Here is a 25,533-nt window from a genome sequence, read left to right on the forward strand (position 1 = left end):
CGGAAGGTTTGCCGTGTCTGAAGGTCCGAACGCCGAAGTCGGCGAGATGAATGAACCGAGCGAAGCGAAGTGCCCGGTCGCGCACGGCCAGCTCAAGCACCCGACCGAGGGTGGCACCAACCGTGAGTGGTGGCCGAACCAGCTCAACCTGAAGATCCTCCGCAAGCACCCCGCGGTCGCCAATCCGATGGGCGAGGAGTTCGACTACGCCGCGGCCTTCGCGGGAGTGGACCTCGACGAGCTGGCCCGCGACGTCGACGAAGTACTGACGACCTCGCAGGACTGGTGGCCGGCCGACTTCGGTCACTACGGCGGTTTCATGATCCGGATGGCCTGGCACAGCGCCGGCACCTACCGGATCCAGGACGGCCGCGGTGGCGCGGGCGCCGGCATGCAGCGGTTCGCGCCGCTGAACAGCTGGCCCGACAACGGCAACCTGGACAAGGCCCGCCGGCTGCTCTGGCCGGTGAAGAAGAAGTGGGGCGCCAAGGTCTCCTGGGCCGACCTGATGATCTTCACGGGCAACCGCGCCCTGGAGACGATGGGGTTCAAGACCTTCGGCTTCGCCGGTGGCCGCGCGGACGTGTGGGAGCCGGACGAGGACGTCTACTGGGGTCCGGAGGCCACCTGGCTCGGCGACGAGCGCTACACCGGCGACCGGGAGCTCGAGAGGCCGCTGGCCGCGGTACAGATGGGCCTGATCTACGTCAACCCGGAAGGCCCGAACGGCAACCCGGACCCGCTCGCCTCGGCGCGCGACATCCGCGAGACGTTCGGCCGGATGGCGATGAACGACGAGGAGACCGTCGCGCTGATCGCCGGTGGTCACACCTTCGGCAAGACCCACGGCGCGGCCGACCCGGAGAAGTACGTCGGAGCGGAGCCCGAGGGTGCGCCGCTGGAGGAGCAGGGCCTGGGCTGGAAGAACAGCTTCGGTACCGGCAAGGGCCGGGACGCGATCACCAGCGGCCTCGAGGTCACCTGGACCGCGACCCCGACCCGCTGGGGCAACGGCTTCTTCGACAACCTCTTCGGGTACGAGTGGGAGCTGACCAAGAGCCCGGCCGGCGCCAACCAGTGGAAGCCGAAGGACGGCGCCGGGGCGAACACCATCCCGGACCCCGAGGACGGCACGCTGAACCGCACGCCGACCATGCTGACGACCGACCTGGCGCTGCGCTTCGACCCGATCTACGAGCCGATCTCGCGCCGCTTCCACGAGAACCCGGACCAGTTCGCGGATGCCTTCGCGCGGGCCTGGTTCAAGCTGACGCACCGCGACATGGGCCCGATCCAGCGCTACCTCGGACCGCTGGTGCCGCAGGAAGAGCTGATCTGGCAGGACCGCGTCCCGGCTGTCGACCACGAGCTGGTCGGCGACGAGGACATCGCCGCGCTCAAGGCGCAGATCCTCGCGTCGGGGCCCTCGGTCTCGCAGCTCGTCTCCACCGCCTGGGCGTCGGCTTCGTCGTACCGGGGTAGCGACAAGCGTGGCGGCGCGAACGGTGCCCGCATCCGGCTGGAGCCGCAGCGTGGCTGGGAGGTCAACGAGCCCGACGCGCTCGCGCAGGTACTGCGCACGCTGGAAGGCATCCAGCAGTCCTTCAACGCGGGCGGCAAGAAGGTCTCGCTGGCCGACCTGATCGTGCTCGGTGGTGTCGCCGCGGTCGAGCAGGCCGCCAAGACCGCCGGGTACGACGTCCAGGTGCCCTTCACGCCGGGCCGCACCGACGCGTCGCAGGAGCAGACGGACGCTGACTCCTTCGCCGCGATGGAGCCGACCGCGGACGGTTTCCGCAACTACCTGGGCAAGGGCAACCGCCTGCCGGCGGAGTACCTGCTCATCGACCGGGCCAACCTGCTGACCCTGAGCGCGCCGGAGCTGACCGTCCTGGTCGGTGGCCTGCGGGTCCTGGGGGCGAACTTCCAGCAGTCCTCGCTCGGTGTGTTCACGGAGCGGCCGGAGATGCTGACCAACGACTTCTTCGCGAACCTGCTCGACCTGAGCACGACGTGGAAGCCGGCGTCGGCGGACGACGGGACCTACGAGGGTCGCGGCGCCGACGGCGAGGTCAAGTGGACCGGTAGCCGGGTCGACCTGCTGTTCGGCTCGAATTCCGAGCTGCGGGCGCTCGCGGAGGTCTACGCCAGCGACGACGCTCAGGAGAAGTTCGTCCGTGACTTCGTCGCCGCCTTCGACAAGGTGATGAACCTGGACCGCTTCGACATCAGCTGATTCAGTGTCACAGGACAGCCCGGGCCCACGTGGTCCGGGCTGTTCGTCTGAGTTGGCACCCCGACTCGACGGTAGGGGTTTCCGCCTGGGAATGTGTGCGTGACAGGTTTTCCGACGACAGGAGTACGCCCCGGTGTTCAGCCGTATCGCCATCGTCAACCGGGGAGAAGCCGCCATGCGGCTGATCAACGCGGTCCGCGAGCTCAACGCCGAGACCGGAAGCCGGATCGAGACAGTGGCGTTGTTCACCGACGCCGAGCGGACGGCGACGTTCGTCCGCGAGGCCGATCTGACCTATCCGCTCGGCCCGGCCGCCGACCGGCCGTACCTGGACCACGCCAAGCTCGAGCGGGCGCTGACCGAGACCGGGGCGGATGCCGCCTGGGTCGGCTGGGGCTTCGTCGCCGAGGACCCGGCGTTCGCCGAACTCTGCGACCGGATCGGCGTCACCTTCATCGGCCCGAGCGCGGAGGCGATGCGCAAGCTCGGTGACAAGATCGGCTCGAAGCTGATCGCCGAGGAGGTCGGCGTCCCGGTCGCGCCGTGGAGCCGGGGTGCGGTCGAGTCGCTCGACGCGGCGATCGCGTCAGCGGCCGAGGTCGGCTACCCGTTGATGCTGAAGGCAACGGCCGGTGGCGGTGGCCGCGGCATCCGGGTGATCCGCGACGAGAACGAGCTGCGCGAGGCCTACCAGCGAACCAGCGACGAGGCTGCTCGTGCGTTCGGTAGCGGTGTGGTGTTCCTGGAGCGTCTGGTCACCGGCGCGCGGCACGTCGAAGTACAGGTCATCGCGGATGGTCAGGGTACGGCGTGGGCGCTGGGTGTGCGGGACTGCTCGGTGCAGCGGCGCAACCAGAAGGTGATCGAGGAGTCGGCATCGCCGGTGCTATCGCCGGATCAGAATGCTGAGCTGAAGGAATCCGCTGAGCGGCTGGCGCTGGCTGTCGGCTACCGCGGGGCCGGCACGGTCGAGTTCCTGTATCACCCAGGGGACAAGCTGTTCGCCTTCCTCGAGGTGAACACCCGCCTGCAGGTCGAGCACCCGATCACGGAGCTGACCACCGAGGTCGACTTGGTCAAGGCGCAGTTGCACGTCGCGGCAGGCGGCCGGCTGGAGGGACCGCAACCCGTCGAGCACGGCCACGCCGTCGAGGCGCGGTTGAACGCTGAGGATCCGGATCGCGACTTCGCACCGTCGCCCGGCCGGATCGCCCGGCTGCGGCTTCCGTCCGGCCCCGGCATCCGCGTCGACACCGGCGTGAGTGAGGGCGACGCGATCCCGGCCGACTTCGACTCGATGATCGCCAAGATCATCGCTTTCGGCCGGACCCGCGACGAGGCGCTCGGTCGCCTGCGCCGTGCGGTCGCCGACACCACCGTGGTGCTGGAAGGCGGCGCGACCAACAAGAGCTTCGTTCTCGAGCTGCTCGACCAGCCCGAGGTGATCGACGGCAGTGCCGACACCGGCTGGATCGACCGGGTCCGCGGTGAAGGCCGCCTGATTTCGAGCCGGCACTCCGGCGTAGCCCTGATCGTCGCCGCGATCGAGGCGTACGAGGAGGCCGAGCGGGTTGAGCGGCAGCGGCTGCTCGAAACCGCTCGGGGCGGCCGGCCACAGGTCCAGCACGAGGTGGGCCGGGCCATCGCGTTGAAGCTGCGCGGAGCGGCGTACAAGGTTTCGGTCGCGCGGATCGGTCCGCACCGGTACCGCGTGGGCGTTGGGGCCGGCGACGAGCTGCAGTACCTCGATGTCGAGCTAGAGCGGCTGGACGCGTACGACGCTCGCATCGTGGTCGCGGGCCGGCGGTTCCGGCTGATCACCGCGACCCACGGTCCCGTGCATCTCGTCGAGGTCGACGGGGTGACGCACCGGGTCAGCCGCGACGAGGGTGGCGTCATGCGCGCACCCGCTCCGGCGCTCGTGGTCGCGACTCCGGTCGCGGTCGGCGCCGAGGTCGAGGCGGGCGCACCGGTGCTGGTGCTGGAGAGCATGAAGATGGAGACGGTGCTCTACGCGCCGTTCAAGGCGATCGTGCGCGAACTGCCGGTGTCGACCGGCAGCCAGGTCGAGACTGGTGCGCCACTGGTCCGGCTGGAGTTGGTCGGCGGCGCCGAAGCCAAGGTGGAAGTTGCCGAGGGCGCCGATCTGGAGCTGCCCGAGCCGCAGACCCAGCCGACCGCGGCCGTGCGCACTGCCCGCGGCCTCGACGACCTGCGCAGCATGCTGCTCGGGTTCGACATCGATCCACGCGACGAGGGCCGGACTCTGTCCGGCTATCTGGAGGCCCGCGCGGAGCTCGCCGAGCCGCCGGTCGCCGAGGAGATCGAGGTACTGCGGCTGTTCGCCGACTTCGCCGAGCTGAGCCGCAACCGGCCCGTGGGCGAGGACCTGAACACCGAGCTCCGGGTGCACAGCCCGAAGGAGCACTTCCACACGTATCTGCAGACGCTCGACACCGAGCGGGCTGGGCTGTCGGCCGAGTTCTGCGAGCGGCTGGCGCGAGTGCTCGGCCACTACGGCGTCACCGATCTGGACCGCAGCGACGAATTGGCCGACGCGGTCTTCCGGATCTTCCTGGCTCAGCAGCGCACGTCTCCCGACGTACTGCTGGTGACGGCTCTGCTGCAGCAGTGGCTGGCCGAGCCACTGCCCGAGTCGCCGCTGGACGCCGAGGCGAACGCGATGCTCGACCACTTGGTGCTCGCAACCCAGCTGCGTTTCCCGGTGATCGGCGACCTGGCTCGCAGCGTGCGGTTCCGCTGGTTCGACCAGCCGCTGGTCGACCAGGCTCGCGCTGAGGTGCTGTCGGTCGTCGGCGACGAGCTGGAGGCACTCGCGCTGGACCCGGATGCGCCCGGGCACGCCGAGCGCGTGGAGGCGCTGGCGACGATCCCCGAGCAGATCGTCCGGTTCCTCGCCGAGCGGCTCGAGCGCGGGGTCAACGGCAACGAGCCGATGCTGGAGGTGCTGGTACGCCGGCACTACCTCGAGTACGAGCTGCACGACCTGCGCAACGCCAGCGTCAACGATCGCGCCATGACCACAGCCGACTACACGCTGGACGAGCGACCCACGCACCTGGTCAGCACGATCGGCACCGTCGACGAGCTGGCCGATCCCGGCAGCGCGCTGGTCCGCGACCTGACGGCCGAGATCGAGGCGCGCCCGGCCGGGCACGAAGCGGTCACCGACCTTTACCTGTCCTGGCCCGATACGCCGGAAACCCAGCAGGAAGCCTCCGACCGGCTGTGCGAGATCGTCGCCGCGCTGCCGTTCACCGACCAGGTACGCCGAGTCGCGGTCGCGGTGGTTCCCGGGGGTGGCCGCGAGGTCTGGTACTTCACCTACCGCCCGTCCTCCGGGGGCATCGTCGAGGACGACAACGTCCGCGGCGTGCACCCGATGGTCGGCCGGCGGCTCAACCTCTGGCGACTCCGCGACTTCCGGATCACCCGGCTCGATGCGCCTGAAGACGTGCTGCTCTACCACTGCGTCGCGCGCGACAACGAGGCCGACGAGCGTCTGGTGGCGCTGGCCCAGGTTCGCCAGTTCGCCGTAGTACGGGACGAGGCCGGCAAGGTCACGTCGCTGCCGCACGTCGAGCGGGCGATCGCGAACTGTCTCGAAGGCATCCGCCGAGCCCGTACTGCGCGCGGCGCGGCCGGGGCGCGGCTGGAGATGAACCACGTCTGGGTGACGGTCTGGCCGGTCATCGACGGCCAGGTCCCTGAGCTCACGGCGCTGCAGCGCAACATCGCGCCGCTGACGGCCGGTGCGGGCATCGAGGAGGTCGTCGTCACCGGCCGCGTGATCGGCTCCGGGAACGGTCTGCCCTTCCCGGTGGTCGGCCGGTTCTACTACCAGCCCGGCGCCGGTGTCGTGGTGGCGGTCGAGAGGCCTGCGACCGAGCCGCTCAAGCCGCTCGACGACTACGCCCAGAAGGTACTGCGGGCCCGTCGCCGCAACACCGTCTATCCGTATGAAGTCGCGGGCATGGTCGTTGGCGCGGGCGGCAGCTTCGTCGAGCACGACCTGAACGATGCCGGCGACCTGGTCCCGGTCCAGCGACCCCGCGGGCTGAACAAGGCCGGCCTGATCGCCGGCGTGATCAGTACGCCGACCCGCCGGCACCCCGAAGGCGTCACCCGGGTCGTGCTGAGCGGCGACCCGACGAAGGCGCTCGGTGCGGTCGCCGAGGCGGAGTGCGCACGGATCATCGGGGCCCTCGACCTGGCCGAGAAGCTGGGTGCACCGGTCGAGTGGTTCGCGGTGTCGGCCGGGGCCCGGATCTCGATGGACTCCGGGACCGAGAACATGGACTGGGTCGCGAAGGCGCTGAAGCGGATCGTCGAGTTCACCCAGTCCGGCGGCGAGATCAACGTCGTGGTCGCGGGCATCAACGTCGGCGCCCAGCCGTACTGGAACGCCGAGGCGACGATGCTGATGCACACCAAGGGCATCCTGGTGATGACGCCGGACTCCGCGATGGTGCTGACCGGCAAGCAGTCGCTGGACTTCTCCGGTGGTGTCTCGGCCGAGGACAACTACGGCATCGGCGGCTACGACCGGGTGATGGGTCCGAACGGGCAGGCGCAGTACTGGGCGCCCGATCTGGCCGGCGCGCGGGACATCCTGATGGCGCATTACGACCACACGTACGTCGTACCGGGGGAGAGCGGGCCGCGGCGTGCACCGAGCGCCGACCCGCATGACCGCGATGTCACGACTTACCCGCACGACCCGGTCGACGGCGGGTTCACCACGGTCGGCGAGATCTTCGCGGCCGCGACGAACCCGGATCGCAAGAAGGCGTTCGACATCCGCACGCTGATGCGCGCGGTCGCCGACCAGGACCACCCGATGCTGGAGCGCTGGGCCGGGATGGCCGACGCGGAGACCGCGGTCGTCGCGGACACCCGGCTCGGCGGCTTGTCGGTCTGCCTGCTCGGGATCGAGTCCAAGCCGGTACCGCGGCGCGGCTTCCCGCCCACCGACGGACCGGACACCTACACCGCCGGGACGCTGTTCCCGCGGTCGTCGAAGAAGGCGGCCCGCGCAATCAACGTTGCCAGCGGCAACCGTCCGCTCGTGGTGCTGGCGAACCTGTCCGGCTTCGACGGCTCACCGGACTCGATGCGCAACCTGCAACTCGAGTACGGCGCCGAGATCGGCCGGGCGATCGTGAACTTCGTCGGCCCGATCGTGTTCTGCGTCGTCTCGCGGTACCACGGTGGTGCGTTCGTGGTGTTCTCCAAGGCGCTGAACCCGGGCATGACGGTGCTCGCGGTGGAGGGCTCGTTCGCCTCGGTGATCGGTGGCGCTCCGGCGGCCGCGGTGGTGTTCTCGGGCGAGGTGAACAACCGCACGTCGGCCGATCCGCGGGTGACCGAGATGTCGGCCCGGCTGGCCGAGGCCGAGGGCGCCGAGCGCGCCGCACTGACCAACGAACTGGCCGAGGTCCGGTCGGCGGTCCGCGCGGAGAAGCTCGGCGAGGTCGCGGCCGAATTCGACCGGGTCCACAGCATCCACCGAGCCGTCGCCGTCGGCTCAGTAGACGCCGTCATCCGCCCCGAAGAACTCCGCCCCCAACTAATCGCCGCCCTGGAATCCGGCCTCTCCCGCGGACGGCTTGACGGCTAGGGCGATGGTGAGGTCCAGGACTGTCTGGGGATCATCCAGGCGCTGGCCGAAAAGCTCGCGGATCTGACCCATCCGGTAGCGCACCGTTTGGGGATGGACGTGCAGGGCCGCGGCGACCTCGTCGCGGCGGCCCAGGTGGAGCAGCCATTCGCGCAGGGTTTCGGTCAGCCGCTCGGCCGTGCCTGGGCGGAGTGTGTCGAAGGGTGCGAGGACCTGCCGGCGCAGATCGTCGAGCGCGGCAGCGTCGGAGGTCACCACGAAGGTGGTCAGATGGCGCTCGGTGTCGACCGGTGCGTCCGGCTCCGCGGTCAGCTTCAGTTGCCGCGCCCGCAACGCGCGCAGGTACGACGTACGCACGGTCGTCCAAGGTTGGGTCGGGCCGACCCACCCTTGATAGCTGCGAAGGTTTCGCAGCAGAGCCATGCGCGCCGAGCCGTCGGCATCGGGAACCAGCAACACGGCGACCTCCGGCGCATCGGCATCGTCATCACCGAGATCGCCGAGGTCGGCTTCGGGCCGGATGGTCCGCGGGTCGAGAGCGCCGAGGATTCCGCGGACGTGGGCGCTCGGCAGGATCACCGCCGTCAGGGTGCGCGGTGGCTCCCAGTCGGCGAGTTCGGCCCGGCCGGTCAGCTGCTCCGCGGACTCACCCTGCAAGAGGCCTCGGCCCAGATCCCGCAGATAGCGCTCTCTCACCCGGCCGGTGGTCGCCAGTTCGTCGGTGTGACCGGAGACGCTGGCCGCAGACAGTTCGTCGATGTAGGCGAAGACCAGTTCGGCGAACTTGGCCAGCGTGTCGGCCGGGAGACCAGCCTCGACAGCCGTGCGGGACAGTTCGCGCCACGACACCCGGGCGCCGACCCGGTAGGCGGCGAGCAGCGCGTCCATGGTCCGGCCGCTGCGCGCCTCGCCGCGGCCCAGGACATAGGCGCCTTCGAGAGCGGGAGCGAGCGGCGTACCGGGGTCGCCGCTGCTGGCCAGGCTGAGGAATCCGCCGAGGGCGAGCCGCACGGCGCCTTCGATCTTGGCGCCCATCGGTCCCGCCAGCGCATTGGTGTAGGCGGGCACCTCGACGATGATCGCCGTCACGGTCAGCGCGGCGATGTCCGGCAGCCGGGAGCGGAGGAGATCGATTGCCGGGTCACCCAGCTTGAGCTCGGCAGCGCCGCGGGCGGTCCTGCTGGCGTGCCGGGCGGGATCGGCGTCAACCACCTCTTGTTCCCTCCGAACAAATTCTCTGGACAGATTCACCGCTGGTGGTCATGAAACTACACCTCGGGTGAAGGATGCTGAAGACATGACCACGTTTGCGTCCGATGCCGAAGCTCCGGCGAGCCTGCGCGGACGGTTGCGTGACCGGCTCTGGCGAGTCGCCGCCGCCGCGACGCATCCGCTCGACCCGGCCGACTACCTCGACATGTTCCGGCCGCTGCGGCCTGGCGCCGACCTGCGGGCCCGCGTCGTCGAGGTCCGTCCCGAGACCGCTGACGCAGTGACCGTCGTACTGCGCCCCGGCGCGGCCTGGCGCGGGCACCAGCCGGGCCAGTACGTCCGCATCGGCCTCGAGGTCGACGGCGTTCGGTTGTGGCGTTCCTACTCGTTGACCTCTGCTCCCGGGAGCGAACTCCTCACCATCACGGCGAAGGCAGTTCCCGACGGCGTGGTCAGCGCCCACCTCGCGCAGGAGCTGCGACCGGGCCAGTTGGCGCACCTCGACCAGGCGGTCGGGGACTTCGTGCTCCCGGCCTCGGCACCCAGGAAGGTCCTCTTCATCACCGGCGGCAGCGGCATCACCCCGGTGATGGGCATGCTGCGGTCCGGTCTCGACCGGCTCGGCGACGTGGTTCTCGTGCACTCCGAGGCCTCGGCCGATGACGTGATCTTCGGTGCCGAGCTGCGTGAGTTCGCTCGTGACGGCCGGCTCCGGCTGGTCGAGCAGCACACCGACACCCAGGGCCGGCTCGACGTCGCGGCGCTGGCGGACGTCGTACCGGATCTGGCCGAGCGGGAGACCTGGGCCTGTGGGCCGGCTGGTCTGCTTGACGCGCTTGAAGAGCAGTGGGCCGCGCTGGAGCTGGTCGGCGAGCTGCATACCGAGCGGTTCCGGACCGCTCTCGCCGAGCCTGGCGATGGCGGGACCGTCCGCTTCACCGGGACGGGAACCGTGCTCGAGCTTGACGGCAAGACCCCGATTCTCGACGCGGGCGAGCAGAACGGGGTGCTGATGCCCTCCGGTTGCCGGATGGGGATCTGCTTCTCGTGCGTGCTGCCCCTGCGCTCCGGGTCGGTGCGCGACCTGCGCTCCGGCGACGTCACCACCGCCGCGCCTGGCGACGGCGTACTCATCCAGACCTGCATCTCGGCCGCGGCCGGTGCCTGCGACATCGACTGTTGAGGAAGAGAATATGACTGTTCTGCAGAAGAAGGCCGACAACCCGATCGGTCACCTCACCGCCGGTGACATCGAGGAGATCGGCCGGCGCCTCGACGCGATCCGGGCCGACGTGGTCGCCTCCCGCGGCGCCTCGGACGCGGCGTACATCCGCAAGGTGATCAACGTGCAGCGCAAGCTGGAGCTGAGCAGCCGGGCAGTGCTGTTGCTGTCGCTGTTCCCGCCGGCCTGGCTGATCGGTACCGCGGGGCTGTCGGTGGCCAAGATCCTGGAGAACATGGAGATCGGCCACAACGTCATGCACGGCCAGTGGGACTGGATGCGTGACCCCAAGATCCACTCGACCAAGTGGGAGTGGGACCACGCCTCGCCGTCGGAGCAGTGGAAGCACTCGCACAACGAGTTGCACCACACCTACACGAACGTGATCGGCAAGGACAACGACCTCGGCTACGGCATCATGCGCGTCGACGAGGACCAGCGCTGGTACCCGCTCTACCTGGCCCAGCCACTGTGGAACTTCGTCAACGCCTGCTTCTTCGAGTACGGCATCGCGGCGTACGACCTGGAACTCGGCAAGAACCTGGCGACCAAGAAGCGGCGCAAGGACCCGGAGTTCAAGGCCCGCGCCAAGCAAGTGCTGAAGAAGATCCGCGGCCAGATGACCAAGGACTACGTCGTGCACCCGCTGCTGTCCGGCCCGTCGTTCCTGCACACGGTCGCCGCCAACGCGACGGCCAACGTGATCCGCAACATCTGGGCGCACTCCGTCATCATGTGCGGTCACTTCCCCGAAGGTGTGCAGACCTTCGAGCGGCGCTCGATCGAGGGCGAGACGCGCGGCGAGTGGTACCTGCGCCAGATGCTCGGCTCGGCCAACATCAGCGGTGGGCGCGCGATGCACATCATGACCGGGAACCTCTCGTACCAGATCGAGCACCACCTGTTCCCCGACCTGCCGAGCAACCGGTACCAGGAGATCGCCCCGAAGGTCCAGGACCTCTTCGAGGAGTTCGGCCTCACCTACACCACCGGGCCGCTGCCGAAACAGGTCGCCTCCGCATGGGCCAAGGTCTTCCGGCTGTCCCTCCCGAACGACTTCGCCGACAAACTCCGCGGCACCCTGGCCGGTGGACGGCGGCCGGCTCTCGGCTGAGCCGTTCGTGTGAAGGATTGTTGTCACAGAGCGGCTGGAACCCTTCACCCACTGCGGATTTGGTTGCCTAGGTCCCGTATCCGCCGAGTTGTAACACTTCTCGGCGTGAACGTGCCGCGCGTTTGGCATAGCCTGGTTGCATGCGTTCAGCCAAGGTGGGCGTACGCAACAGGGTTCGCGCGTTGATCATGTTCATCGGCGTGAGCGTGCTGGCCGGTGCGCTCGCGGCCGGGCTGGCGATTCCGTTCGCGGGGTTCGCCGGCAGTGGTTCCGAAAGCCTGGCCAGCTCGGTGCAGAACCTGCCGAAGGAGCTGGAGACCCTGCCGCTGCCGATCCGGAGCCGCGTCCTCGCGGCGGACGGCAGCCTGATCACCACCCTGTACGAACAGAACCGCATCCCGGTCAAGCTGGAGCAGGTCAGCCCGATCATGCGCAAGGCGATCATCGCCATCGAGGACTCGCGGTTCTACCAGCACGGCGCCCTGGACGCCAAGGGCACCCTGCGCGCGCTGCTCCGCAACCAGAGTGAGGGCGAGGTCCAGCAGGGCGGGTCGAGCATCACCCAGCAGTACGTGAAGCTGAGTCTGGTCGCGAAAGCCAGGACCGCCAGGGAGAGACAACGGGCGACAGCGGTCACCTATCAACGCAAGCTGAGCGAGCTGCGCTACGCGATCGCGATCGAGGACCAGTACTCCAAGGACGAGATCCTGGAGAGGTACCTGAACCTGGTCAACTTCGGCGACGGCGCGTACGGCGTACAGACTGCTGCTCAGCACTATTTCCGGATCCCGGCCAAGGACCTGAACCTGCCGCAGGCCGCGCTGCTGGCCGGCCTGGTGAAGAACCCGACGGGCTACGACCCGACCAACAACCTGCAGCGCGCCAAGGAGCGACGCGACGTCGTACTGCGGCGCATGCTCGAACTGAAGGTGATCTCCGCCGCCCAGGCCGCCGCCGCGATCAAGTCCCCGATCGACCTCACCAAGGTGCGCAAGGTACCGAACGGCTGCGCGAGCTCTCGCTACCCCTTCTACTGCGAGTACGTCGTCTCGAAGCTGCTGGACAACCCGGCTCTGGGCGGGACCGTCAAGGAGCGGGACCACTACCTGAAGACGGGCGGGCTGACGATCAGGACCACCCTGGACCCGAGGATCCAGGCCGCCGCGCAGGCGTCGATCAAGGCGCACACCCAGCGGACCGACACCGCCATCGCGGCCATCACGGTCGTCGAGCCCGGCACCGGTCTGGTGAAGGCGATGGTGCAGAGCCGGCCGTACGGGAACGGCCGCTACCAGACGGCCTACAACTACAACGTGGAGAAGTCCTACGCCGGTGGGTACGGCGGCTTCCAGAACGGCTCCACGATGAAGGCGTTCGTGCTCGCGGCAGCGCTCCAGCGGGGTCTGCCGATGAGCACGCGGATCAACTCACCCGAGCAGATCAACCTCAGCGGGAAGAAGTTCCGGACCTGCAAAGGCTGGACCCGCGATCCGAACTACACACCGGGGAACTCCACCAGGGGCGGCAACCTGACCATGGTCGAGGCGGCGCGCTACTCGACCAACACCTACTTCCTGCAACTGTCCCAGCGAACCGGCCTCTGCACACCGGCCACCATCGCTGCCGACCTGGGCATGTACAACGCGCAGAATCTGGGTCCGCTCGATCAGGTGGTGTCGTTCACCCTGGGCGTCGGCTACGTCACGCCGCTGATGCTCTCGAACGCCTATGCGACCTTCGCGGCCCGCGGCAAGTACTGCCGGCCGCACCTCATAGTCTCCATGAGCGACCTGTCCCGCCGGTCGATCGAAACCCCGGGCATCGACTGCAAGCAGGCCATCCCGAAGGGCGTGGCCGACGGGGTCAACCGGGTGCTCAGCGCAGTGATGGAGCCGGGTGGCACTGGGGGAAGGCTGAACTTCGGCCGCTGGGATCTGGCCGGTAAGACAGGAACCATTCAGGACAACCTGGCCGTCTGGTACGCCGGGTACGCGCCCAACCTTGCTGCGGCCGCGGTGGTGGCCGACGCGTCGCTGCCGTACACGAATCTGATGCACCGCCACACCCTCGACGGGAAGGACATCTCGGATCCGACTGGTTCCGGTACCGCGGGTCCGCTGTGGCAGACGGCGATGATGGGTGCCCTGGAGGGCATGCCACTGCGCCGGTTCGTCGCCCCGAGCGCGCGGATGATCAACGGCAACCAGCCGGGCCGTCCGCCAGCCGAACCCGCGCGGCGGTAGTGCAACATTCCGCGCCGCGGCGGCGTCCTAGGCGTGAGGTGATGTTCATGCGAGGCGTAACCGCGCTGACTGCCGTGGCCGTGCTGTTGTTGTCCGGAGCCTGCGGCAATTCGCCCGCGCCGACGAGTCAGGAGCCCACGGTGACACCAGGGACCTCAGACACACCGCGACCCACTGGCAAACCAGCAACGCCCCCTACGCCGAGTTCCGATCCTGTCGAGCAGGCGAAGGCAGACCTGGCCAACCGCCTCGGGGTCGACCCGGCACAGGTGACACTGGTCAGCTCCACCGAGGTCACCTGGCCCGACGGAAGCCTCGGCTGCCCCAAACCCGGCATGCACTACACCCAGGCCCTCGTCCCTGGCGGCCGCATCGTCCTCGAGGCGAACGGCACCCGCTACAACTATCACTACGGCGACCGCCAAGCGCCGTTCCTCTGCACGTCCTGATCAGACCTTGCCGGGCACCGGCTACGGTGACTGTGGGTAGAAGTTGAGCCACGTCACCAACGGAGGGTGATCGATGCTGGGGTTGCCGGTGCCGATACGGGCCTGTCTGTTCGATCTCGACGGTGTGCTGACCGACACCGCCGCGGTCCATGCGGCAGCGTGGAAAGAGATGTTCGACGACTTCCTGCGCACCAGCACGGGCGCCGCCTTCGTCCCGTTCGACGCCCACGACGAGTACGAGGCCTTCGTCGACGGGAAGCCCCGGGCCGACGGAGTTCGCGACTTCCTCACCTCGCGAGGCATCACGCTGCCCGAGGGCCGGCCGGACGACGCGCCAGGCACCCAGACGATCAACGGGCTCGGCAACCAGAAGAACCTCGCCGTACTGCGCCGCATCCACGACGACGGCGTCAAGGTCTTCGAAGGTTCGCGGCGCTACCTCGAAGCAGCAGAGAAGGCGGGACTCCGGCGCGTCGTGGTGTCGTCGAGCGCCAACACGCGTGAGGTGCTCGAGGTGACCGGCCTGGCGCCGCTGGTCGAGCACCGCGTTGACGGAGTGACCATCCACGAGCAGGGCCTGCGCGGCAAGCCGGCGCCCGACACCTTCCTGGCCGCCGCGAAGTGGTGCGGCGTCGATCCTGCGGAGGCGGCCGTCTTCGAAGACGCCCTGGCCGGGGTGGAAGCCGGCAGGGCAGGCGTCTTCGGATTCGTCGTCGGCGTCGACCGGGTCGGCGAGGCCGCAGCGCTGAGCGCGCACGGCGCCGACACCGTGGTGACCGATCTGGCCGAACTACTCGATCGTCCCGACCCGGAGGCAGTTCGGTGATTGACCGCGGACCGCACCCGATCGAGCCCTGGCAGCTGCGGGAGACAGAGCTGCCGTTCGACAAGCTGGCGCAGGCGGAGTCACTGTTCGCGCTCTCCAACGGACACATCGGCCTGCGCGGCAACCTCGACGAGGGCGAGCCCTACGCGATGCCGGGCACCTATCTGAACTCCTTCTACGAGCAGCGCCCGCTCCCGTACGCCGAAGCCGGCTACGGCTATCCGGAGTCGGGCCAGACACTGGTCGACGTCACCAACGGCAAGCTGATCCGCCTTCTCGTGGACGACTCGCCCTTCGACCTCCGGTACGGCGAACTGCACTCGCACGAGCGCTGTCTGGACTTCCGCACCGGGATCCTGCGCCGCGAGGTCGACTGGACCTCCCCGGCCGGCAAACGGGTCAAGGTGCGCTCCCGCCGGCTGGTCTCGCTGACGCAGCGCGCGGTGGCGGCGATCGAGTACGTCGTGGAGGTGGTCGACCAACCGGTCCGGCTCGTTGTCCAGTCGGAGCTTGTCGCGAACGAGACGCAGCCCAGGTTGTCCGCTGATCCGCGGGTGTCCGCAGTACTGGAGAACCCGCTGGAAGCGGTGTCGCAGGACTTCGACAACGAAGAAGTGATCCTGGTTCATCGCACTCGCGCCAGCGGGCTGCTGATGGCCGCCGGGATGGCTCACGCGATCGAGTCACCGGCCCGGACCGAGGTAGACGTCGACGTACGGGAGGACTGGGGCCGGACCACGGTCATCTGTGTGCTGCAGCCGGGACAGACCCTGCGACTGGTGAAACTGCTCGCCTACGGCTGGTCGAGTCTGCGGTCGGAGACGGCGATCACCGACCAGGTGTCGGCGGCCCTGGCGGCTGCGCGGTTCAGCGGCTGGGATGGTCTGGTCGAGCAGCAACGCGAGTTCCTGGACGATTTCTGGGACGCGGCGGATGTCGAGGTCGAAGGCAATGCGGAGCTGCAGCAGGCGGTTCGCTTCGCCTTGTTCCACGTCCTGCAGTCCGGAGCCCGGGCCGAGCGGCGAGCCATTCCCTCCAAGGGGTTGACCGGGGCGGGGTACGACGGGCACACCTTCTGGGACACCGAAGGTTTCGTGCTGCCGACGTTGACCTTCACGATGCCCAACGCGGCGGCGGACGCACTGCGATGGCGGCACTCCACTCTCGAGCTGGCCAAGGAACGCGCGCAGGTGCTCGGACTGCGCGGCGCGGCCTTCCCCTGGCGCACGATCCGGGGGCAGGAGTGTTCGGGGTACTGGCCGGCCGGTACCGCCGCCTTCCACCTCAACGCCGACATCGCCGCGGCAGTCAGGCGCTACCACCGCGCCACCGGCGACGACGCCTTCATCCGGGAGTGCGGCCTGGAGCTGCTGGTCGAGACCGCCCGGTTGTGGATCTCGCTCGGGCATCACGACCGGAACGGGAAGTGGCACCTGCCCGGGATGACCGGACCCGACGAGTACAGCGCCGTTGCCGACGACAACGTCTTCACCAACTTGATGGCCGCGAGCAACCTGCGGACCGCGGCCGACCTAGCCGCCCGTTTTCCTGACGATGCCCGCCGATTGGGCGTCGATCTGGAGGAAGAGGCTGCCTGGCGCGATGCCGCTACCGACGTGTACATCCCGTATGACGAGGAGCTCGGCGTGCACCCGCAGTCGGAGGGCTTCACCGGCTACGCGGTGTGGGACTTCGAGGCTTCCCGCGACAAGTACCCGTTGCTGCTGCACGCGCCGTACTTCGAGCTGTACCGCAAGCAGGTCGTCAAGCAGGCGGACCTGACGCTGGCGATGTACTGGTGCAGTGACGAGTTCACGGCGGAGCAGAAGGCCCGCAACGTCGACTACTACGAGCGGATCACGGTCCGCGACTCGTCCTTGTCAGCGTGCGTGCAAGCCGTGACCGCTGCTGAAGTCGGCCATCTCGATCTCGCCTATGACTACGCGTACGAGGCTGCTCTGATCGACCTCCTCGATCTGCACCACAACACGGGTGACGGGCTGCACATGGCCTCGTTGGCCGGTGCGTGGACCGCGCTCGTGGCCGGCTTCGGCGGTCTCCGGGAGCGCGAGACCGGACTCTGCTTCGACCCTGCCCTCCCGAACGGCTTGAGTAAGTTGGCGTTCACTGTCCGCTGGCATGGCGTCCGGCTGCGCGTGGAGATCCGCAGGGACGAGGTCACGTACACCGTCCATGACGGCCCGGATGCCGCCCTCACCGTCTTCCACGCGGGGGAGCCGATCGAGGTGGTGACCGGCAAGCCAGTGACCTGCCCGCTGCGTGTACGCCGGCCATTGCTGCCGCGCCCCACTCAACCACCCGGCCGCGAACCCATGTCGGCTCTCGGCAAGACCACGACCACTCGCAAGCGGCACAAGTAGAACTGGCAGCGGCCCTCTCGCCGGGCGGGGCGAGAGGGCCGCTGCGATCAGGGCGGTTACGCAGTACAGGTGGGCTCACCGGGCTGGGTGCCGAGGCTGACGGCGGTCCAGGCGGCCTTCACCTTGTTGTACTTGGCGCAGGTGGCGTCGAGGTTCTTGGCGGCGTTCAGGGTCGCGATGCGCCACTTGGGGTAGCTCATCCCCGACGTCTTGAGCAGCATCGCGTTGTAGAAGATCCGGCCGGCTTCCTTGATACCGATGCCGGTCAGGGTGCTGTTGTTGCAGGTCGGGCTGACCGGCTGGCCGTTGGTCGGGTTGGTGCCCTCGGCCAGCAGGTAGAACCAGTGGTTCATCGGGCCGGCCGCGGCGTGCACTGAACCCGGCAGGCTGGTCGAGTAGCAGTTCGGGTGACCCGAGACCTTCGACGGGTTGTACATGTAGCGGATCGGGCCGTTGCCCACGAGGTTGATCATCTCGCCGACCTCGTAGTCCGGCTTGTCGTTCGGGTTGTTCAGGTAGTTCTCGGTCAGCGCGCCCCAGATGTCGGCGACGGACTCCTGGCCGGGGTGGCCGGAGATGCCGCTCGGGGTCTTGGCGTCGAGGCCGTGACCGTACTCGTGGGCCACCACGTCAGTACCGGTGATCCAGTAGTTGAGGTTGTTGCGGCCGAAGACGACGCCGCCGGGGTTGCTGGAGTGGTTCCAGTAGGCGTTGACGTCCGGCAGTCCGACCTCGGCGTCGGCCCAGCTGCCGCTGCCGTTCAGGCCGTTGCGGCCGTACCAGTTCTTGAGCAGATCCCATTCGCCGGCGGCGATGTACATGACGTCAACGCAGCCCGAGACCTTGTCGGTCTTGCTGGCGCTGCCCCAGACGTTGTCGGCGTCGGTCATCACGGCGTTGGTGCTGTAGTCGATGCAGGACAGGCTCGGGCGTGCCGGGTCCGTCATCCGGTACGTGCCGCCAGACGACGTAGTACCGAAGTTCAGGCCGGTGCCGTTCCAGATGCCGCGGCCGGAACCAGAGGCGGTCTGCTCGGCAGTGTGCGCGACCTTGGCGGTGGTCGCGTCTACGTACACAAGCTCCTGGGTCGCATTGTTGCCATGGTCGTGCGTGGCGTGCTTGGCCTTGCCTGCGACCGGGACTTCCCACGCGAGGACGGGCTTGGGCTGACCGACGACCAGTACTACGAGCTTGGGCGTGCCCGAGCCGGTGGCGGTGGTGAACGCCTTGCGGGCCGAGGCGGTCGCCTGCCCGGGAGTGAGTTTCGGCGTCGTACCGACGGAGATGGTGGCCTGGGAGGCGGCGAGCGTGGTGAGAACGTTGCCTGCGGCATCGGTTGAGACGACGGCGTCGCCACCGACCACATGCAGGCCCTGGTAGGTCTTGTTGTACGAGACGTAGAACAAGTCCTGCGTATCCGCGTCACCGCCCTCGTAGACACCGAGGCGGGAGTACTTCTCCTGTGCGCCCTTTCGTAGCGTGCCGAGGCCCGCGTTGACGGCGTGATCGGCAGCCGCGACGGCTACGGCGGTGGCGTCGGGCGGTGTGGCCGGATCAGCTGGCTCGGATGCTGCGGCGGCGAAGCTGCTGCTCGCCAGAGTTCCGGCGATCAGGGCAGCGGCCAGTCCGGTGACTGCTGACAGCTGGACTGCTCGACGGCGGCGATGGGCGTTGCGGCGGATCAGAGTTCTCACAGTTCGTGCTCCTCACGGGGGCGGGCGGGAGAGGGCGGTGAGACGAACGGTGGCGAATAAGCCGGAATGACGGCAAGCGATTGTCACCCTCGGTTGGCTCCGCTGACCGAGAGCAAGGGGAAGCCTTCGGATGAACGGCTCCGCACCCGCAACCACCCGGTCGTGAACAGAGGGTGATCAGTCGTTGACAATCCGCACTGGGCTGTGATCGAGATTTTCGACGCCGTACTGCGGATGGCCGGTCAGCCAGCGGCTGTAGCGCGGGCTGCGGGCGATCGAGTCGAGGTATGCCAGGCCCGCGAGCCTGATCACCTGGTTCGCGAGGCCGGCGGCCGGGCCGTCGGGATGCCAGCCGATCAGATGCCGCCACTTGAGCGGCTCGCCTTGGATCGGAACGGCGACCACGCCGGGCATTTCCCGGAACATCGGCTGGCAGAGCACCACGGCGTCACCGGACTCGACCAGGTCGATACAGCTGACCACATCGGTCTCGTACAGGGTGCTCGGCGTGAAGCCTGCCCTGCCACAGGCGGCGGCGAAGCATTCCGCGAAGCAGCCGTCGCCGGGGGTCGCTCCCCACTGCGCGGTGGCGAGATCGGCGAGGTCGACCGCCGGTCTTTCGGCCAGCGGATGGTCCGCTGCGAGCAGCACGAACACCGGATCGGTGCCCAGGACCCGCCAGGCCAGTCCCGGCTGGACCGGCGGTGGTGCGTCGCCGCAGACACCCACGATCGTGTAGTCGATCCGGCCGTCGGCGACCATCGCTGCGAGTTCGTCCGCGGACCATGAGACCTGCGTGGTCACGCGCATGCCGGGGTAGGCCGACGTGAGGTGGTGGAGAAGGCGGCCCAGCACGTGACCGGTCGCGGAGCCGACAGTCAGGCTTGCCGGAGTCTCGCCGATGCGGCCTCCGCTGTTGCTGAATCGGGCCGCTTCCTCCTGGAGCCCGGACACCGCGGGCAACAGCAGCCGGGCGCGGGCCAGGACGAGTTCGCCGAGTGGTGTCGGCCGGATCCCGGTTCGGTCCCGCTCGAAGATCACGCCACCCAGTACGCGTTCGATGCGCTGGAGCTGAGCGGTGAGGGCCGGTTGCGCCAGACCCAGCTGGCCGGCGGCTTTGGTGATGGAGCCGGCGTCGGCCACGGCGCAGACGATCCGCAGATGTCTTAGCTCCAGCTCCATGCAAGCAAGGTAGGCAACCGGAGGCCGATCAGGAAGAGTCTGACCGGCCCCCGGCGATCATGGGTAGATCACTGGGCTAGCCAGAGGGCGGGAACATTCGGTGGTTCCCAGCCGGTCTGGGCTGTGTGGCCCTGCCGGCATTGGTACCGCTGCCCGCTGTAGGTGACGACAGCGCCGGTCGCGTACGTCGTACCGGCTTGCCAGGTGGTTCCGCCGGGCGGCGTAGTCGGGGGAGTGGTCGGGGGAGTGGTGGGCGGGGTGCCTCCGCTGACTGTCAGGGTCAGGCTGTAGACACCGAGGATCTCGTTGACGGGCTGGAAGTAGATGACGCCGCCGGACGTGCAGTTGCCTGAGCCGCCGGATGTGACGCCTTGCGCCTGGTCGCCGGTGAGCCAGGAACCACCGGAGTCGCCCGGCTCTGCGCAGGCATTCGTCCGGGTGAGACCGGTGATGGTGCCTTCGGGATAGGTCACGGACGCGTTCTTCTGCAGGATGGTGCCGCAGCGCCAGCCTGTCGTCGAGCCCGATCGGCAGACCGACGAACCGACGGCTGCCTCCGTCGAGCCCGCGACCGGCACCGTGCCGGGGTACCGGTTGACGAGAGCGCGGGGAGTGTTGCCTGCGGCAACTCTGACCCAGGCATAGTCGTTCCCGGGGAAGCTGGATCCCGCGAACGTGCCGCTTGGTTGGGTGGTGGTCGCGCCGAGCCGTCCGCAGTGTCCGGCCGTCACGAAGCCACCGGTGACCGCGAACCCGATCGAGCAGCGCGTCCCGCTGCCGATGTAGTAGGCGTTACCGCCGATGACATCGATCAACGGACGAGGGCTCTCGGTCGAGGTGACGAAGCGCGCCGTCGTACCGTCGACTCCGCCGGCCTTGGCAAACGCCTTTGCCTGTTGGGTTTTGCCGGCCTTGGTCAGGATCACCAGCTGGTTCGTGGTGACGTCGATGTACCAGCCGGGCACCGTCTTGGGAGCGCGAGTCGCGGTGGCGTCCAGCTTGTCCTTCAGTGCTTCGAGTTGCGCCAGGCTCCGGGGAACGAGCTTGGGAACGGCGCCGGCCGCTCGGACCAGCCCGGCTCGGGCCGGGTCGGTGATGCCGATCGTGAGGGTGCTCGCGGTGCGGTCGAGCCAGCCGCCGCCGAACGCAGTACCGAGGCTGGTCCGCAGGAAGCCTTCCACGTCCGCCGCTTTGCCCTCCCTGGCCAGCCGGGCCCGGGCCTCGTCGGGCGTGATCCGGAGGTCTCGCGCGAGTGCGGTCAGCATCGCGTCCTGGGCGGTGGCCGACGCGTCCTGCGCCGCATTGCTCGGGTTGATCGGGGTCAGTGTGACTGCGGCGACCAGGCCTGCTGCTGATACTGCGGCCGCTAGGGCGGCGATCTTTCGGGACATCTGCAACTCCTGCCAGGGGGCGGTCCAGCTACGGGTAGTTGATCGGACCGTAGCGACGAACCACGCCTGCGGGGACATCCCAGTTGGGTCATACCGCCTCACCCATGCAGGCCGCAGGGGCGTTTCGATGGCTGACCTGCACAAAACCTTCACGAGTCGTCCGCGACTCCTGACCAGGTCCGCTCTTACGCTCGCACCATGCCAGTCACAGGGCCAGTCAATGCAGCGAGCGCCAGGATCCTCGTGGTCGAGGACGAGCCGGTGATCAATCAGGCGGTGACCGACCGGCTGCGCGGTTCGGGGTACGAGGTGGTCCAGGCGTGGGACGGGCCGGGGGCGGTCGCGCAGTTCGTGGAGACAGCGCCGGACCTGGTCCTGTTGGACGTGATGCTGCCCGGGTTCGACGGCCACGAGGTGTGCCGGCGGATCCAGGCCGCTCGGCCTGTCCCGGTGCTGATGCTGACCGCTCGCGACGACGAGGCGGACATCCTGGTGGGCCTCGGGGTGGGGGCCGACGACTACCTGACCAAGCCGTTTCGGATGCGGGAGTTGGTGGCCCGCGTCGGCGCACTGCTGCGCCGGGTCGATCGGGCAGCGGAACTTGCGGCCAGGTCGACGACCGACCTGGGCGACCTGCGCATCGACTCGGCCTCCCGCCGGGTCTGGGTCGCGGACACCGAGGTGCACCTGACGCCGACCGAGTTCGACCTGCTGGTCTGCCTGGCCTCGAGCCCCGGCGTCGTCTTGACCAGGGTGAACCTGTACGCCGAGGTCTGGGGCTGGCCCGGTGCCTCCGGGACCCGGACGGTCGACAGCCACGTGAAGGCTTTGCGAGCCAAGATCGGTGCGGACCGGGTGCGCACTGTGCACGGCGTTGGCTATGCACTAGAGCCCGGCGGTGTCGCATGAGCAGCCCGATCCTGAACCAGGTCACGTCGGTCAAGGTCAAGCTCGGACTGCTCGTCGCGGTCAGTGTCACGGTGGCTTCGCTGGTCGCGGCGACGGGCGCCATCGGCGGCGTGCCCTTCTGGCTCACCGTTCCGGTCACGGTCGCCCTGGCCCTCGGCGTCACGCAGTTGCTGGCCGTCGGGATGACCTCACCTCTACGCGAGATGACTGCTGCCGCTCGCGGTATGGCCCGCGGCGACTACTCCGTGCGGGTCACCGCGACCTCGAGCGACGAAGTCGGCGAACTCGCCCGAGCCTTCAACCGGATGGCCGAAGATCTCGCCGCCGTGGACCGCCAGCGTCGCGAGCTGGTGGCCAACGTGAGTCACGAGCTCCGTACTCCGCTCGCCGCGCTGTGCGCAGTACTCGAGAACCTCGTCGACGGCGTTGCAGAGCCCGATCCCGTTGCCCTGCGTACTGCGCTCGACCAGGCGGAGCGGCTCGCCGCCCTCGCCTCCGACCTGCTCGACCTCGCCCGGGTGGACGCCGGCGAGGCCAAGCTCTCCACCACGCAGGTGCCGGTCAAGGAGTTGCTGGAACGCGCTGTGGCCGAGGCGGAGGTTGGTGGCCGCGAGGTGCGGTACGACGTCAGCGTCACGCCGCCAACGCTGACCGTCCCGGCGGATCGCTCGCGACTGCACCAACTGGTCGCCAACCTGCTCGACAACGCATCCCGGCACAGTCCGGCCGGTGGGGTCGTCCGGATCACCGCCGCGCAGCTGCCCAGCGGCTGGCGGCTGGAGGTCACCGATGAGGGGCCGGGGATCCCGGCGGCCGACCGGGATCGCGTCTTCGAGCGGTTCGGCACGTTGGCCGAGACCGATGGCGGTGGTGGTACCGGGCTCGGGCTGGCCATCGCGCGGTGGGTGACCGACCTCCACGGCGGCACCATCCACTTCGTCGAGCCCGAGCCACGCAGTACCGGCGCACGTGTGCGCGTCGACCTGCCGCGCGAGCCGCGGCAGCAACGAACTCCCGTTACCAATAAGGCCAAGGAGTCTGTCATGACGAATCCAGTCAATAGTCCCGCGATGCCTCCGGCGGCCAGACCGCCCGAGTCTGGGATGGACATGCTGTTCGGCAAGTTCTGGCCCGATGCGCGCATCCCCGGCAACGTCCGCGCGGTTCTCTACAGCATCGGGGTCGGCCTGCTGGCCGGCATCATCCTGCCGTTCCGCGACCTCGGCATCGGCACCTTCGTCGTACTGCTGGCCGCTGGTGCAGTGATTCTCGGCTTCAGTGCCAATCGTCGTTCCCGCTTCACCTTGGCTTGTGCCGCGCTCTGTGGGCTGCTCGCCATGACGACGGTCGTCCGGGACGCGGAGTGGATCGTGGTCCTGTGCTTGCTGGCCGGCGGCCTGGTTTGCGTTGCTGGGCTGGTGAATGGCCGGACCATGCCGGCCTTCATCCTGGCCACCATCGCCCTGCCGCTCGCCGGCTTGCGGGGGTTGCCGTGGCTGGGGCGTTCTCTCCAAGCTGTCACCGGTGTGAGGAAGAGTGCGGCGGCGCTGCGCACGGTCGTGTGGTCGCTGCTCGGGGTGCTCGTCTTCGGGCTGTTGTTCGCTTCGGCGGACGCGCTCTTCGCGAAGTGGGCGGGCGCGGTCATCCCGGATTTGGAGTTCGATTCCTTTGTACTGAGGGCGTTCCTGACCGTTGCTGTCGGGGGAGTGGTGCTCGCGGCGGCGTACCTCGCGCTGAACCCGCCTAGTGTCGAGGCCCATTCCGAGTCCGTACGCCCGGTCGCGCGGCGCTATGAGTGGCTCGCACCGGTACTGATCGTGGACGCTGTCTTCCTGGTTTTCCTTGCTGCACAGGCGACTGCCAGCTTCGGCGGGCACGACTACCTCGAGCGGGTCACTGGGCTCACCTACGCGGAGTACGTGCACCAAGGCTTTGGCCAGCTCACAGTGGCCACCGCACTCACGCTGCTGGTGGTGTGGGCAGCCGCACGCAAGGCACCCCGTACTACGACCGCCGACTTGGCCTGGCTGCGCGGCTCACTCGGTCTGCTCTGCGTGCTGACGTTAGTAGTCGTTGCCTCAGCCCTCTACCGGATGCACGTCTACCAGGAGGCCTACGGCTTCACCCAGCTCCGACTGCTGGTCGATGTCTTCGAGGGCTGGTTGGGACTGCTGGTAGTCGGTGTGTTGGTGGCAGGCGTGACGCTGAAGGCCAGCTGGCTTCCTCGGGCGGCACTGCTCAGTGGCGCCAGCCTCCTGTTCCTGCTGGCGGCGATCAACCCCGATGCCTGGATCGCTCAGCACAACGTGGATCGCTACACCGCAACCGGCAAGGTCGACTGGCAGTTCCTCCAGGCGCTCTCGGACGACGCCGTACCGGTGCTGGCCAAGCTGCCGGCCGAGGCTGCCAACTGCGCACTGAAGGGATATGACGTCAAGGACGACGACTGGCTGGAATTCAACCTCGGCCGTCACCGCGCCGAGCCCATCCTGACCTCTCACACCAACCGCGCCACGGCAGTCTGCCCCGCCAACAACCCCAGCTGACCACGTCGCCCCGACAACGTGCAAAACCTCCGCCCGAGCCCTACGTTGCCAGACCCCACTCCTCTGATCATTCGCCCCCTTTTGACCACCCCACAGCCACCTGTGTACCGGCCAGGCACCCAACCCACAGAACAACGCCCAGCTCATGCCCAAAGTCGATCACCCCTCGTCGGGCGAGGAGAGGAACAGCTGGTGAGGATGGGCCCTGACCCTGGTTCTTGGACACGCTGAATCCAGCCATGTGCTGGGGAAGCGAGATGATCAGGACCATGGCCCGCAAGAACTACTCCGAGGAGTTCCGTCGGCAGGCCGTCGACTTGTACGAGTCCACTCCGGGAGCGACGCTGCGTGGGATCGCAGCCGATCTCGGGATCGAGCGGGCGACCCTGGCACGCTGGGTCGACCTGTATGGGACGGGCAAGAAGACGACCGCCGACGGCAGCACCATCAGCAGCCCGTCCAGGCCCCGCCGGCGTGAGACGCCAAC

Annotated in this window: 15 protein-coding genes; 11 read left to right on the top strand and 4 right to left on the bottom strand. The window is 68.5% G+C overall.

Annotated features, from left to right (window positions below):
* Window positions 1-46: 46 nt before the first annotated feature.
* Entirely contained in the window at window positions 47-2,236 is a 2,190-nt protein-coding gene (gene katG / locus A3ES_RS0133820) for a catalase/peroxidase HPI (protein ID WP_169501825.1), read from the top strand.
* Between the two features lie 133 nt (window positions 2,237-2,369).
* Window positions 2,370-7,877 carry an ATP-binding protein gene (locus A3ES_RS0133825; RefSeq protein WP_020391282.1) on the top strand — a complete coding sequence of 1,836 codons (5,508 nt, stop codon included), beginning with the start codon at window positions 2,370-2,372 and terminating at the stop codon, window positions 7,875-7,877.
* Here A3ES_RS0133825 and A3ES_RS0133830 read toward each other — a convergent pair.
* The gene (locus tag A3ES_RS0133830) at window positions 7,827-9,089 is read right to left on the bottom strand and encodes a PucR family transcriptional regulator (RefSeq protein WP_020391283.1); all 1,263 of its coding nucleotides are present in this window, start codon (window positions 9,087-9,089) and stop codon (window positions 7,827-7,829) included. The two genes, A3ES_RS0133825 and A3ES_RS0133830, sit on opposite strands and share 51 nt — an antisense overlap.
* Window positions 9,090-9,174: 85 nt before the next feature.
* On the opposite strand from A3ES_RS0133830, the gene A3ES_RS0133835 reads away from it, so the two are divergent.
* From A3ES_RS0133835 to A3ES_RS0133860, 6 genes are all read left to right on the top strand, one after another.
* Window positions 9,175-10,272, top strand: a complete 1,098-nt coding sequence (locus A3ES_RS0133835) for a ferredoxin reductase (protein ID WP_020391284.1) — start codon at window positions 9,175-9,177, stop codon at window positions 10,270-10,272.
* 10 nt (window positions 10,273-10,282) lie between these two features.
* Window positions 10,283-11,425 (top strand): fatty acid desaturase family protein, encoded by a 1,143-nt coding sequence (locus A3ES_RS0133840; RefSeq protein WP_020391285.1) that lies wholly within the window; start codon window positions 10,283-10,285, stop codon window positions 11,423-11,425.
* A gap of 140 nt (window positions 11,426-11,565) precedes the next feature.
* On the top strand, window positions 11,566-13,668 hold the full coding sequence (locus A3ES_RS49380) for a transglycosylase domain-containing protein (protein WP_020391286.1): 2,103 nt from the start codon (window positions 11,566-11,568) through the stop codon (window positions 13,666-13,668).
* A gap of 47 nt (window positions 13,669-13,715) precedes the next feature.
* Window positions 13,716-14,117: a hypothetical protein gene (locus A3ES_RS51785; protein ID WP_157630890.1), complete on the top strand. Its 402-nt coding sequence runs from the start codon at window positions 13,716-13,718 to the stop codon at window positions 14,115-14,117.
* A gap of 73 nt (window positions 14,118-14,190) precedes the next feature.
* Window positions 14,191-14,943 (top strand): beta-phosphoglucomutase family hydrolase, encoded by a 753-nt coding sequence (locus A3ES_RS0133855; RefSeq protein ID WP_020391288.1) that lies wholly within the window; start codon window positions 14,191-14,193, stop codon window positions 14,941-14,943.
* Window positions 14,940-17,324: a glycoside hydrolase family 65 protein gene (locus tag A3ES_RS0133860; RefSeq protein WP_020391289.1), complete on the top strand. Its 2,385-nt coding sequence runs from the start codon at window positions 14,940-14,942 to the stop codon at window positions 17,322-17,324. The genes A3ES_RS0133855 and A3ES_RS0133860 overlap by 4 nt, the downstream gene beginning before the upstream one ends.
* Before the next feature lie 56 nt (window positions 17,325-17,380).
* Here the strand turns inward: A3ES_RS0133860 and A3ES_RS49390 are convergent, their stop codons facing one another.
* The 3 genes from A3ES_RS49390 to A3ES_RS0133875 form a co-directional block, all read right to left on the bottom strand.
* Window positions 17,381-19,018 carry a M4 family metallopeptidase gene (locus tag A3ES_RS49390; RefSeq protein WP_020391290.1) on the bottom strand — a complete coding sequence of 546 codons (1,638 nt, stop codon included), beginning with the start codon at window positions 19,016-19,018 and terminating at the stop codon, window positions 17,381-17,383.
* 177 nt (window positions 19,019-19,195) lie between these two features.
* The gene (locus A3ES_RS0133870) at window positions 19,196-20,200 is read right to left on the bottom strand and encodes a LysR family transcriptional regulator (protein WP_020391291.1); all 1,005 of its coding nucleotides are present in this window, start codon (window positions 20,198-20,200) and stop codon (window positions 19,196-19,198) included.
* Window positions 20,201-20,268: 68 nt separating this feature from the next.
* Window positions 20,269-21,591, bottom strand: a complete 1,323-nt coding sequence (locus A3ES_RS0133875) for an alpha-lytic protease prodomain-containing protein (protein ID WP_020391292.1) — start codon at window positions 21,589-21,591, stop codon at window positions 20,269-20,271.
* A 198-nt stretch (window positions 21,592-21,789) separates the two neighbouring features.
* Between A3ES_RS0133875 and A3ES_RS0133880 the strand changes: the two genes are divergently transcribed.
* The 3 genes from A3ES_RS0133880 to A3ES_RS0133890 form a co-directional block, all read left to right on the top strand.
* The gene (locus tag A3ES_RS0133880; protein WP_026163459.1) at window positions 21,790-22,500 is read left to right on the top strand and encodes a response regulator transcription factor; all 711 of its coding nucleotides are present in this window, start codon (window positions 21,790-21,792) and stop codon (window positions 22,498-22,500) included.
* A complete protein-coding gene (locus tag A3ES_RS0133885) occupies window positions 22,497-25,046 on the top strand; it encodes a DUF4153 domain-containing protein (RefSeq protein ID WP_020391294.1) in 2,550 nt (849 codons plus the stop codon). The genes A3ES_RS0133880 and A3ES_RS0133885 overlap by 4 nt, the downstream gene beginning before the upstream one ends.
* Window positions 25,047-25,315: 269 nt before the next feature.
* Window positions 25,316-25,533 (top strand): transposase (locus tag A3ES_RS0133890; RefSeq protein ID WP_020391295.1); only part of this gene is annotated, 218 nt, incomplete at its 3' end.

Origin of the sequence: Kribbella catacumbae DSM 19601 (assembly GCF_000372465.1) — a bacterium.
Taxonomy (GTDB): Bacteria; Actinomycetota; Actinomycetes; order Propionibacteriales; family Kribbellaceae; genus Kribbella; species Kribbella catacumbae.